Source organism: Paenibacillus sp. cl130, from assembly GCF_900116035.1.
Taxonomy (GTDB): Bacteria; Bacillota; Bacilli; order Paenibacillales; family Paenibacillaceae; genus Paenibacillus; species Paenibacillus polymyxa_B.
Genome location: NZ_FOYG01000011.1, coordinates 64,662 through 77,400, shown reverse-complemented (window position 1 = coordinate 77,400; position 12,739 = coordinate 64,662). Strand labels below are relative to the sequence as shown.

Genomic DNA, 12,739 nt, shown 5'->3' with positions numbered 1-12,739 from the left:
ACGAATGCAATATCGGCGCACTATAATACATTTGAACTTATTAGTTCAAATAATACTGGTTAGTTCACAACTCCAATTATGACCCTATCGGAAGGATTGATAATCATGAATAAACAACGGGCCATCATCATATTCACTTTATCCCTGAGCATCGCACTCACCGGATGTTCTACAGAAAAAAAAGATGCCGCTCTAGGTTCATCAGCACAGCCAACCGTTGTGCGCACTGCAATCGTCAAATCCACACCCCTTCATACCGTCTATAACTTGTCAGGCACTCTTCAGGCTTATGAGGAGAACACACTGGCTTTCCAAAATGGAGGCACTGTAGCCAGTGCATATCTCACTGTCGGTACTGCTGTACAGAAGGGCGCCGTTATTGCTAGTCTGGATGACGCTGACTACAAACTTCAGGTGGCACAGGCGACAGCCTCCATCTTGGAAGCACAGGCTGGTATTGATAACGCACAGGCTAATTTACAGGCTGCTACCTCCGCGATTCAATCCGCCGATGCAGGCATTACAGGAGCTCGCGCGAATGTTAACAAGGTCAATAAAGGCGCACGTGCTCAAGAGAAACAACAAGCGCAAGCTACTGTAGATAAGGCACAAAGCGCTTATAACAAGGCCAAGACGGATAGCGAGCGTACACAGAAGCTGTTTGAGGCAGGCGCTGCTACCGCATCAGATAATGAAAATGCTCGCCTGAATGCTACCGCAGCCCTGAAAGACCTGGAACAAGCCAAGGAATCCCTGTCCCTTTTGCTGGAAGGGGCCACAGCCGAAGATCATCAATCCGCCCAAGCTTCCTTTCAAGATGCGCTTGCAGGTAAAAGCAAAGCCCTTGCGGCCAGTGAACAGGCTGCGGCTTCCCAAAAACAAGCCCATGCCAACTACGAAAAAGCCCTTGTCGCCAAGGGTCAGGCAGAGCTAGCACTATCACGCACCCGTTTAACCTCTCCCGTGAACGGCGTAATCTTAGACAAAATCGTGAATACAGGTGATTTGGTCGCGTCAGGGCAAGCCGTCTATCGCATAGGCTCCATCGACCGCCTCAAAGTAATGCTTCCTGTACCAGACAGTGAAATTAAGGATTGGAAAAAGGGTCAACAAGTAGAATTGGCGCTCTATGAAGAGACTCGTCAAGGTACGGTGTCTAACGTCTATCCTTCAACCAGCACCGACACGGGAAGGGTTAACGTAGAGATTGTTATAAACAATCCACAGCGAGACTGGTTACCCGGTCAGGTCATTAAAGCTGCTCAACAGGTGACCGACAAGAATGGGATTCTCGTTCCTGCCGAAGCAGTCATTAACACGGGAAGCAAGCCTTTTATTTTCAAAGACATTCAAGGAAAAGCTGTTAAAACCCCTGTGGAGCTTGGTAATCAGGTTGTAGATAATCAGTTGCAAATCGTATCGGGACTTCGTGAAGGCGAACGTATTATCGTTAAAGGGGCAGAAAACCTATTTGATGGAAATGCGATTCAGTCGGAAGAAGGCGGGCGCCCATGATTGAGTACATCGTAAAAAAACGAAAAATTACATTGCTGTTTTTTGTCATGCTGATTTTGGTCGGAATCTTCGGCTTTTTCCAGTTACCACAGCAGGAAATGCCGGATGTCACCATACAGAATGCTATGGTAACAACAGTCTACCCTGGTGCTTCACCACAAAAAGTAGAACAAACCGTAACTAAAGAGCTGGAGAAACGCATTAAGGAAGTTGAAGGTGTTAAAACGATTAGTTCGACTTCTGGTAACGGATTCTCCTCAATTTTAATCGAATCCAAAAACGGAGTTGATCCTCAAACGGTTTGGGATGATATGCGTAAAAAAGTGCAAGATGCACAAGCTGATCTTCCTCAAGGCGCTGAAGTGCCTGTTGTAAATGACAAACTAACCAGCTCTTTTATTGGCTCCTATGCCCTAACAGCTGACTCTTCCGCACCACTCTATAAACTAAATGATTTAACAACAACTTGGAAAGACCAGCTTAATACCATTTCTGGCGTATCTAGCGTCAAATTCAATGGTCTCCCTGATCAAGAAGTACGTGTCCATATTGACAATCAGAAGCTTCAGCAATATCAGCTGTCATGGGGACAAGTAGCTCAAGCGATCCAGTCTCAAATTGATCGGGTTCCTACCGGTAATATTGAATACAACGGACGTACCTATCAACTTATTGTTCGCGAGTCCGAAAAAGCTGATGAATTGAATCAGGTCCTTTTGACACGCACCAAAGAAGGTAATCCTGTATATTTGAGAGATGTCGGCACAACGGAGCTGGCACATCCTAATACAGAATACTTTGCCTATGTAGAGGGTAAACCGGCCATTACGCTAAGTATTGGAGCAGAAACAGGCACAGACATCCCTTCTATGAGTGAAAAGGTCAATACCAAGCTCAAAGAGCTGGAGAAAACACTCCCCGCAGGTGTCCACTTTCAAACTCTTTTTGCACAAAAGGATCAGGTAAGCCATATCTTTGACGACTTAAAGCGTGAAACGATTCTTGCGATTGCAGCCGTTATTCTCGTTTGTATGTTGGGGCTGAATTTGCTCACCTCTGCATTTGTTGCACTGGCCATTCCTATTTCGGTTTCGATTGCCATTATCTTTTTGCCTATGTTCGGCATCACTCTAAATCAGATTTCCGTTGTCGGTCTGATCATCGTACTCGGCATACTCGTGGATGATGCCGTAGTTGTAAATGATAATATTGAGCGTAGACTTACGGAATTAGGAGAATCACCCTCAGTCGCAGCTGTAAAAGGTACCAAAGAGGTCATGCTTTCTATTTTGGTTGCAACTCTGGCCACCATCTCAGCTTTCGCGCCATTGTTGTTTCTTCCTGGAAATGTAGGTGCCTTTATTAAACCCATTCCTGCTATTGTCTCCCTGACCATGCTTGCCTCTATGATTATGTCGCTCACCATCATCCCTATTTTTCGAGAATGGTATGAGAAGCGCAGACAGGCTCGTCACCCTCAGGGTAAGTCTAAACCAGCAGGCTTGCTCGGCCAGCAGATTCATTCTTTAAATAAGCTCTATTCACAAAAACTGATGCCTAAGGTCATTCAGCGTCCCTTGTTGACAGCCATGGTCGGACTCATGCTTGGAACAGCCGCCTATGGATTAGTTCCCTTTACCTCAGTTGAACTTTTTCCTGAGTCGGAAGATCCTCATGTTGCACTAAATGTAAAAATGCCTGTAGGCACTTCAATTGCGGAAACCGACCAGGTCGTTAAAGACCTTGCAGGCTGGGTGAAAAAGCAACCTGAAACTTCCAAGGTCGTCTACAGCGCTGGAGGGACTGCCCCACAACTGTTTAGTGACATTAATAGTATGGGTGGAAATATTAGTTATAACGAAACGGTGGGGCAGATTGCTGTCGTCGGCAAAGAAAACGTATTCGATCTCAATACGACAGTTGATGCTTGGGAACAACATGTTAAGAAATCCTACCCTGGAGTTACAGTTACGATGTATGTTCCTCGTCTCGGGATTCCAGTGGGCAAGCCCGTTTCCATTCGTATCTCAGGTCAGAACCTGAATGAACTGCAAATCCTTGCCCAAAAAGCAAAGGAGCAGATCGCGACAGTAGAGGGCACAACAGGCATCGTGGATGATATAGGAATTGAACGATATGCACTGGAGCTTGAGGTCAACAAACAAACGATGGATCAGTACCTGGTAAGCTACACAGATTTGACTCGCACCCTGCTTCTATTAAAAGAAGGAGCCCAAGTCAGCCAATTTGATACTGGAAACAGTCTGGTAGACATTAAAATGTATTTGAATCACAGTGACGAGGAGCCAAGTAAGCTTTTCCAACAATTAAGTGTAGTTAATGCAGCTGGTAAGCAAATTCCATTAAACCAGCTCGTCCAGATTAAGCCGTCATTTGCTATTCAGCAAATCAAGCATTACAATATGGAGCGGACGATTACGGTGGAAGCCGATTTGAACGGACGAACTGCAAGCGAAGCGATGGTTGATGTTGAAAGTAAGCTGGCGCAAATGAAGTTCCCAGAAGGCTACAAATGGGAGGTTGGTGGGGAAACCTCTGACCAATCGACCATATTCAAGGACTTAGGACAGCTGGCGATCGTTGTAGTCTTGCTCATTTTACTCTTGATTACTATGCAATTTTATTCTCTCTCCATTCCTATTATTATTATGACGACCGTGTACCTGGCAGCAGCCGGCGGGATTATTGGTATTTTCTTGACCGGTATGCCTATCGGTTTTATGAGCATCATGGGAATTATTGCACTCGCGGGCATTGTTGTGCGGAATGGGATTGTGTTAATTGAATTTATCGAGGATGCACGACATGAAGGAATGGAATTAAAGGAAGCCGTAATACAGGCGGCCGCTGCTCGCTTCAGACCGATTTTATTGACATCTTTGGCAGCTATTGTAGGTATGATTCCATTAGCACTATTGGGAAGCCTGCTCTTTAAGCCACTGGCGTTTACCGTCATTTTCGGTTTGTTATTCTCAACCTTGTTAACCTTGTTTGTCGTGCCGTCCTTGTATATGATCATGGCCAAGTACAAGATGCGCCGTCAACTCAAAAAACAGCAGCACACAGTTATCACAAGTGACCAACCTTTGTGAGGTATGAAGTGAATTCGCATGCTGTCGAGTTGGTCGGTCCCTAGGGGGAAGTATGTATGGAAAGTAAAAAAAATGATATTTTACAGGCGGCCATTCGGCTGTTCTCCAGAAAAGGCTATTATTCAACATCTGTTGAAGAAATCGCCAAAGAAAGTGGGATGGCGAAGGCATCCTTCTATAAATATTTTCAAGGAAAAGAAGAACTCCCTCTAGAAATGTGTATCATTCTGGAAAATAACATTGAACAAGACATCCGGGCTCTCTACAGTAAACCTGATCTTTCTAAGCACGATAAACTACATGGTTTTATTGTACTTTACTTGAAAAATCTCGTTGAAAACAAAGTGTATCTCATGATGGATCTTCCTGAGCCTTCCATGCTTATTTTTCAGAATGAACATCTCAATTACGCGTTCGAGAATCATGAATACAAATTGTACAAATGGGTTCGCGACTGCCTGATTGATATTTTTGGACCGAGCATTGAAGATCATGCATGGGATATGACCTTTGTACTTAAAAGCATTGTGTTTGAATATATTCGCTTCTTTGCCGATCGGATGAATGATGAAACGATTGAACATCTAACGCAGTTTATCATCTTCTTATCCAGTTCCTTGGCAACCAGCCTGAACAATGCTGATTCAGCTCCACATTTGTTCTGGAGCAAGCAAGGCTGGTTGCCTGAAAGTGCTCTAAGTAATCCCTTTGACCAAGGCCGTCAAATTAACAGCCTTCTCCACTCCTTGGAAGACAGTATACTGCTGTCTTCGTGGAGTTCAGAGGAGAAACAGGAGTGTCAGCAAATCTACGCTCATTTAAAGGAAGAGGCTCTGAAATCGAACCCTCAGAAAGGCCTCCTGAAAGCCCTTTTTGCGTATTTGGAGCAGTACAAGGAACTGCAAAAGGTTTGTCGTTTACTTAAAAATTTATTGGACCATGCACCGATATCCGAGTAGTCACTCAGCATTCGGTACATCCGAGCAAATTCATACTTAACAGTGAAACACATCAAAAAAAGACTGTTCATGCAAAGCATGAAACAGTCTTTTTGGGTTATTACTTTTATTTTGATAACATACGAGGAGTTACAGCCCCGCTTGTTCTTTTAGAATTTCAGCTTTATCTACGCTCTCCCATGGTACATCCAAATCTGTACGGCCAAAGTGACCGTAGGCAGCAGTTTGCTTATAAATTGGACGACGCAGATCCAACATGCGAATAATGCCTGTTGGGCGCAGATCAAAGTTATTTCGGATCAATTCAACCAGCTTCTCATCACTCACTTTACCCGTACCGTATGTATCGACGTTAATCGAAACAGGCGTAGCTACACCGATGGCATAAGCAAGCTGAATTTCCACTTTGTCTGCCAATCCTGCTGCTACGAGGTTTTTCGCTACATAACGAGCAGCGTAAGCAGCGGAACGGTCCACTTTGGTCGGATCTTTACCGGAGAATGCTCCCCCGCCATGACGTGCATAACCACCATACGTATCCACAATAATTTTACGGCCTGTCAGACCTGCATCTCCTTGAGGGCCACCGATAACAAAGCGTCCTGTCGGATTAATGTAATACTTGGTTTGCTCATCCAATAATTCGGCAGGGACAACTGGCAAAATAACCTTTTCTTTGATGTCTGCTTGAATTTGCTCCAAAGTAGTATCCTCAGCATGCTGCGTAGAAACCACAATAGCATCAATACGAACAGGTTTACCATTTTCATACTCTACCGTTACTTGGGTTTTACCGTCTGGACGAAGGTAATTCAGTGTTCCATCCTTACGTACTTCAGACAAGCGTCGTGCAATACGGTGAGACATAGCGATAGGCAAAGGCATCAACTCAGGTGTCTCGTTCGTAGCAAAACCAAACATCAAGCCTTGATCCCCAGCCCCAATGTTTTCCGTTTCTTTATCTACTTCAGCAGGATCACGGCTTTCCAAGGCAGCATTAACCCCTTGAGCAATGTCCGGCGACTGTTCATTCAAAGAAGTCAATACAGCGCAAGTATTATAGTCGAAACCGTATTTCGCACGTGTATAGCCAATTTCCTTAATCGTATTACGTACAATGGATGGAATATCCACGTATTCCGATTTGGAGCTGATTTCACCAATGACAAGAACGAGACCAGTAGCTACCGATACTTCACATGCTACCCGTGCATTAGGGTCATTAGCCAGAAAGGCGTCCAATACAGCATCGGATATCTGATCACAGATTTTATCCGGATGGCCTTCTGTTACAGACTCGGACGTGAACAAATGACGGCCTTTTACAGACATGAATTTCAACCTCCCACAATTAAAATACATGAGGATTTATAAAAAAATCCTGACATGGCAATGGTATTATTCAGATACCTTCAAGCCAACAAATGGCGGGAGATATCTTGTTACACCTGATTAATAAAAAATGAACCTTTTCCGGTAGGAAAAGGTTGCGTACAAGCCTCAAATGCCATGATATCCTATTTAAAACAAGGTGTCAATTCATACAGCCCAATTACAACTTTCGAAATTGAGGTAAGTTTACATGCAGACCATTTTCGATTCACATGTAAATAACCCCTGTTTATACGCTAATATATAATCAAAAACTGTAAAATTATTGCAATTTACAATGTACCATATTCAGATAAGCTACGTTCAGCAGATTGTATCAATCGCTTAGTAATTTCACCACCAACTGAACCGTTCTGTCTTGAAGTTAAATCACGCCATGCTACATTTTCGCTCCCCGCAAACTCCCCCAATTCTGCAGCAAATTCACTGTCAGCCTTAGGTTGTATATGTGTATATTGGGGATTATAAACAGGCAGCCCAAATTCAGCAGCGATCTCATACTTCAAATCATCTAACCTGGCACGGCTTTCAGGAATTAATCGTCTTTGACCTCTTGATGCCATCGTATACACCCTCCACTAAACGTATTGTCTTTCATGGGGGTAGTGTGCAGCGATTAGGTTCAACTTAGCCAAGAACAATTTGCTATCCCAAGCAGTATTTAAGAAAAAGAGCCACCGAAAGCAGCTTATATACAAAACAGTTTACTGAACAGTATAACCGCCTCGTACCATAACGACCAGACCAAACTTCTGACCTTCTTTTACTTGAATACCTCTTCCTTCTCTAGGAAACGATAATAAATGATTTTTCTCGAGAGCCTGATTATGAACAATTTCCGTTCCAGAAGTAATATCAATAGCACCACTGGCATCCATACTATACACAACGGCATAACCATTACGTAAAATAAATTCCGAGCCTGCTTTGGCAATCAGTTTTTGACCAGGCTTTACATCAACAACCTTTAAAGCCTCTGTCTGCTCTGGTGTGGAAGCTTTTCCTGCACTAGAAGTTCCTGACGCCGTTGTGTTAGAAGTAGTATTTGTTGCTGGAGCATTCGAACTAGTCGTTTTACTACTCGTGTTACTTGCTGGTACTCCACCTTTAATTGCCTGAGCAATTTTTTGGTCGACATAGCTTTTGGTTACGACTGGATCATCAGCTGTACCAGGTTGTCCAGAACTGGAGGCACCATTAACTGAATTGTTCATTAAGGAGCCAGCAACAATTCCTCCTCCAAGTAAAACAGCAGCCAACGATACTTTATAGCATGATTTCATGAAGTCCTCCTACAGCAGGTTATAGCAAGTATAGGTTAAGCTTTAATTATTGTGCGCTAGCTCCAGAAGAACCCTGCATAGCCCAAGGCTTATCAAAAGCCAACTTCAAAGTATCAATATTTGTAACTATATCCTCAGCCTGTTGCTCAGCAGTAGTCACTTTCAAATTAGCTTCATAAACCTGAAGCTCTGTAGCCAACCCAACATCAAACTGCTTCTTAGCCATATCAGCTGCACTTCTTGCACTCACCAAACCAGCTTGAATCTGTGAGTACTGGCTTTCTAATGCTTTGATGTTGTTATAGATTGTTCTTACTGCTTCTTCGAGTTGTCTCTTTGTGCCTTCTGTTGCATACTGAGCTTTTTCAACATTAAGTTGCTCAGCTTCGTAAGGTGTGTTTCCTGGCGTACTAAAATTGTAGAGCTTCAGGCTCAATTCAGCTAAATCCACTTTTTGCTCGCTCAGCCAAATGGCCGTGCTACTAGTAAGTACTTGGCTTACTTTTGTCTCTACATTATCTTTAAATTCAGAATAAACAGGTTTATCCTTCAATTCATAACGTTGCTCTGGTTTGTAGCCAATCACTTGGTTCAAAGACACATAAGCACTATCAAGGTCCTTTTTAGCCTTCTCTAAAGCAGCTTGATTTTGAGTCAACTGATTGGTTGCTTGTGTAACCTCATAATCACTCGACATTTGATTATCTCTTTTAATTTGTGCGACTTTTAGCTTGCGCTCCGCATCTTCGATATTCAATGCAGCAAGCTTGACGGCATTCTGCTTTTGAAGGAGCTTGTTATAAAGATCCTTTACGTTATATTCAATACCTTCTTTGGTCATATCCAAGTTCTTTTTAGCAGCCTCATAGTTAAGGTTCGTTTGAGCATAACCTTTGAAAGCTTTATCAGAAGCCTCATCACCTGCTTCTGCTGGAACAAAGTCAATATTCTTGCCAGCTTCCTTCATGATTTTCCCAGTTTGATCAATATTCGTTGCTGCTGTTTTAACTGTAGTACTATCAGCTATAGCCAGTTTAACGGCATCATCATAGGCCAAGGAATCATTATAGTAGGTATCATAGGTAACCTTTGTCACAGGAGCTGTGAGAGGCTTACTGGACAAGCTATTGGCTTCGCCAGTTGTACTTCCATCTGCTTGGTTTGAAATAGTAATTGTACGTGTACTTTGATCCCAATTTACTTTGGCGCCTAATGATTGGCTCACAAAACGTAAAGGAACAAGTACTTGACCCTTTTGAATTTGAGTTGCCGCATCGAGTTGTACAGGAGCACTATTCTTATAAGCAAGCTTGGAACCAACATTCAAAGCCAATGTATCTTCATTTTTAGAAGCAGTTACTTTTTTAGCTTTGCTGTCCCAATCGACTTTCGCACCCAAGCTTTCAAAAACACCACGGAGAGGCACCAAGGTTGTATTTTGGCTAACAACTGGGGACTGGGTATATTGCTGAGTTACACCGTTAATAATAACCTTTATATCACCTGCTTGAGCTCCTGCAAAATTGGCAAATGCAGAAGAAAGAACTAATGTAGAAAGTGCTGCCACTCCAAAACGTTTCATAATTTCTCTCCTTTGTCAATATGACTAATAAAAGAAAAGGGCTCCAAAAGGAACCCTCTTCTCATCTAATTCAGTTAACTCAAAAGAGTTGCTCTTAAATTAGTTGTTGTTTTCAACAGTTACTGTTTTAGCAGTTGCATCGTAGTTGATGGATGCATCCAACGCTCTGCTCACCCAGAAGATAGGCAGTACAGTACGGTTTTTGTTAGTTACAGCTTTAACGTCCATACGAATCACAGAACCGTTAACAGTCAACAGGTTAGTGTTCAGTTTGATTTGAGCAACGCGGTCACCTTTAATCAGGGTAACTGTGGAAGTTGCTTTGTCAAACAGGATGTTTTGTGGGGATACACCCAAAGCTTCAGCTGCATAACGTACTGGCAAGTAAGTGCGTCCGTTTTCAGCATAAGCAGCTACATCAGAAGTTTTACTTTCGCCGTTCACAGTGTAGGAAGTGCTTCCCAGTGTGAAGACAGCTTTAGTTTTAGTAGCACCTGGAGCTGGAGTTCCAACAGTTGCGATTGCTACTTCAGCAGCTGCAGTGTTGTTGTCTTTCCAGTTTTGAGTGTTGTCAGTTGCGCCTTTGTAAGCAGTGTAAGAAACTGCGCTACCTTTCAGCTTAGCAACGATGTCGCCTTGAGCTACAGTACGGTCAACAGTCAGCTTAGGAGCCGAGATTGTGATTGTACTTGGAGTAGCACTTTCGCTATCGATGTAGAAGCTCAGACGGCCTTTGTTGCTTTCGCCGTAAGTATCAGTAGATACGCTCTTCACTTTAACGTCACCAGCTGTAACTTTTACTTCTGGAGTAGAAGCAAAACGTACGCCTGTTGGCAATTCCAAGATTACTTCACGGCTACCGTCTTTCTTAACGAAAGCTTCTTTAGCAGCTTCAGTGATTGTGATATCGCCAACTTGTTGGTCGCCCAGACCAATTGTCAGGGTTGGTTTGGAAGCAGCAGCCAGAGTAACTGCTTGTTTCACAGTTGCAACCTTAACAGTACCGCTCAGACCTTGGCTACCAGCAACATCAACGTTCAGATCGCCAGAGAAACCTGGTTGCGTAGCAACTTCAACGTTTTTCAATTTCAGACTACCAGCATCAGTTGTGCTGTTAGCGTTGTTGAAAGTCAATTTCAAAGTACGTTTGTCAGAGTCAGTATAGGAAACCTCTGCTCCACCCAAACCGTTAGTGTTCTCCATAGAACCGGAGAAGTTGCTTCCTGGGTTATTGCTTTCAAAAGTTGACTGCCAACGAGCACCTTCAGGCAGACGCAAAGTTACAGTACGTCCTTTTACGAAAGAACCAGCAACAGTTTCTTTAATTGTAACATCACCAATTTTTTGCTCATCATGACCAGCAAGAATTGTTGATGGAGTAGCAACGGAAACGCCACCACCGATTTGACCATAGCTACCAACTACGAGGGAGCTAACATCAGTTGTTGCATTACCAGAGATACTAACTGTAACGTCGCCTTCTTTTGCACTGTTTTCATCATCAACATAGAATCCTACAGGCAATTGGAAAGATGTTTGGTCGTCACTTACTTTTTTCAAAGACAAAGTAAGCGTATCGCCATCAGTAGAGTAGTTCACATCTGATGGTTGAATTGCTTTGTCTGTCTTAGAAGTAAACAAAATAGTGGCTGGGCTTTTAGGAGCGGAATCCCATTTGAAACCACTAGGCAATTTCAACTTAATGTTGCTATTACCCAAAGAACCAGCTGTTTCTTCTTTAACTTTCAAAGTTGCAGTAAAGTTTTCTTCACTGGATACTGTATCAGCAGCAGACAAAGATACTTGACCGGAAGAAACTACGTTTGCAATTGTTGCTTCACCGCTAGTGAAACCACTTGCAGAAGCTGCATCAAAAGTAGCTTTTACAGGTCCATTGCTAGGTCCGTTAACATTAATTTTACCAAAGTTCAGGTAAAGATCAACGCTATCTTTAGAGTTAGTAAAGTTGAAAATCACTTTTGCAGAGTTATTAGTGAGCTTCTCTACAGTCACACCTTCGCCCTTAACGTATCCAGTTTCTGCACGAGCTGCAGCATCTTCATCGTTATCGCCTGGAGCAATGTAAACACCCAAACCATAAGTAGAATCAATAGCAGTAGGGACAACACCAGGATTAGTAGCAAATTCAAAACCTTTAGGCAATGTAACAGTGAAAGATTCACCTTTACCAACAGAAGCTTGGCTTATGTTAACTTTTACTCTACCCAGAGTACTGTTAGTAGTTTGGCTTGAACCAATGCTAGGAGTATTAACAGCAGAGTAGCTAGAAGCTGCATGGATTGCAGTTGGTGCAGTCAATGCTGCGATTGGAGCTGCTACACCAGCAACCAATGTTGCTGTTGCCAGCACGTTGATCATTTTTTTGTTAAACTTTGTCATAACCTTTTTTTCTCCTCCTTGAATATAACCAGAAATATTATTTTTGTCTTTTTGTCGGATCTTGTCACTCATCAGTCGTTACACCTCCTTTCCGAGCTTTATGAGAACCCTTATAAAATGATATCTGTGACAATATCACAGAAGCTTGGAATCTAGTTGAAAGAAAGCGTCCATTTATGACGTACTCCAGTATTATACAATGTGATAACAATGCAGTAAAGATTTTTTTTAGCGAATTTTGTCTTTACGCTTTTGTACCCCTTTGTTTCATACTCACCCAATTAGACGTAGCATGGGTTCAAAAAGTTGCGTCTGTTTCAAAAAAAATTTTTATTTTTTTTGATTATGTATTCCGCTTCCCACAGTCATAATTATACTATTAAACCTGTTCCTCCGTCATCCTACAACTTTTACCTTATCAACCTTAAATGTACAAGGGTTATTTTCGTACATTTAAGTCGGCCTTTAATGGAGTATATTCGTTAAGAATTATCC

The 12,739-nt window shown here is 42.7% G+C and carries 8 protein-coding genes; 3 read left to right on the top strand and 5 right to left on the bottom strand.

The window, feature by feature from the left end; translation table 11 throughout:
- Positions 1-105: 105 nt before the first annotated feature.
- From BM358_RS23740 to BM358_RS23730, 3 genes are read left to right on the top strand one after another with little or no spacing between them, the layout of a single operon-like run.
- Positions 106-1,515: an efflux RND transporter periplasmic adaptor subunit gene (locus BM358_RS23740; RefSeq protein ID WP_023990682.1), complete on the top strand. Its 1,410-nt coding sequence runs from the start codon at positions 106-108 to the stop codon at positions 1,513-1,515.
- The gene (locus BM358_RS23735) at positions 1,512-4,628 is read left to right on the top strand and encodes an efflux RND transporter permease subunit (RefSeq protein ID WP_028542161.1); all 3,117 of its coding nucleotides are present in this window, start codon (positions 1,512-1,514) and stop codon (positions 4,626-4,628) included. The genes BM358_RS23740 and BM358_RS23735 overlap by 4 nt, the downstream gene beginning before the upstream one ends.
- A 56-nt stretch (positions 4,629-4,684) precedes the next feature.
- Complete coding sequence (locus tag BM358_RS23730; RefSeq protein WP_028542162.1) at positions 4,685-5,587, top strand: TetR/AcrR family transcriptional regulator; 903 nt, start codon at positions 4,685-4,687, stop codon at positions 5,585-5,587.
- A gap of 129 nt (positions 5,588-5,716) precedes the next feature.
- Here BM358_RS23730 and metK read toward each other — a convergent pair whose 3' ends face one another.
- From metK to BM358_RS23705, 5 genes are all read right to left on the bottom strand, one after another.
- Positions 5,717-6,919 (bottom strand): methionine adenosyltransferase, encoded by a 1,203-nt coding sequence (gene metK, locus BM358_RS23725; protein WP_013312298.1) that lies wholly within the window; start codon positions 6,917-6,919, stop codon positions 5,717-5,719.
- A gap of 332 nt (positions 6,920-7,251) precedes the next feature.
- Positions 7,252-7,542 carry an alpha/beta-type small acid-soluble spore protein gene (locus BM358_RS23720; protein ID WP_013312299.1) on the bottom strand — a complete coding sequence of 97 codons (291 nt, stop codon included), beginning with the start codon at positions 7,540-7,542 and terminating at the stop codon, positions 7,252-7,254.
- Positions 7,543-7,683: 141 nt separating this feature from the next.
- Positions 7,684-8,262: a hypothetical protein gene (locus BM358_RS23715; protein WP_028542163.1), complete on the bottom strand. Its 579-nt coding sequence runs from the start codon at positions 8,260-8,262 to the stop codon at positions 7,684-7,686.
- A gap of 46 nt (positions 8,263-8,308) precedes the next feature.
- Entirely contained in the window at positions 8,309-9,844 is a 1,536-nt protein-coding gene (locus BM358_RS23710) for a stalk domain-containing protein (protein ID WP_028542164.1), read from the bottom strand.
- A gap of 99 nt (positions 9,845-9,943) precedes the next feature.
- A complete protein-coding gene (locus BM358_RS23705; RefSeq protein WP_028542165.1) occupies positions 9,944-12,316 on the bottom strand; it encodes a copper amine oxidase N-terminal domain-containing protein in 2,373 nt (790 codons plus the stop codon).
- Positions 12,317-12,739 lie beyond the last annotated feature (423 nt).

What these genes read in the sequence shown, in the direction of transcription:
- BM358_RS23740 (WP_023990682.1), top strand. Translation starts at nt 106, where the DNA reads ATGAATAAACAACGGGCCATCATCATATTCACTTTATCCCTGAGCATC.
- BM358_RS23735 (WP_028542161.1), top strand. Translation starts at nt 1,512, where the DNA reads ATGATTGAGTACATCGTAAAAAAACGAAAAATTACATTGCTGTTTTTT.
- BM358_RS23730 (WP_028542162.1), top strand. Translation starts at nt 4,685, where the DNA reads ATGGAAAGTAAAAAAAATGATATTTTACAGGCGGCCATTCGGCTGTTC.
- metK (WP_013312298.1), bottom strand. Translation starts at nt 6,919, where the DNA reads ATGTCTGTAAAAGGCCGTCATTTGTTCACGTCCGAGTCTGTAACAGAA.
- BM358_RS23720 (WP_013312299.1), bottom strand. Translation starts at nt 7,542, where the DNA reads ATGGCATCAAGAGGTCAAAGACGATTAATTCCTGAAAGCCGTGCCAGG.
- BM358_RS23715 (WP_028542163.1), bottom strand. Translation starts at nt 8,262, where the DNA reads ATGAAATCATGCTATAAAGTATCGTTGGCTGCTGTTTTACTTGGAGGA.
- BM358_RS23710 (WP_028542164.1), bottom strand. Translation starts at nt 9,844, where the DNA reads ATGAAACGTTTTGGAGTGGCAGCACTTTCTACATTAGTTCTTTCTTCT.
- BM358_RS23705 (WP_028542165.1), bottom strand. Translation starts at nt 12,316, where the DNA reads ATGAGTGACAAGATCCGACAAAAAGACAAAAATAATATTTCTGGTTAT.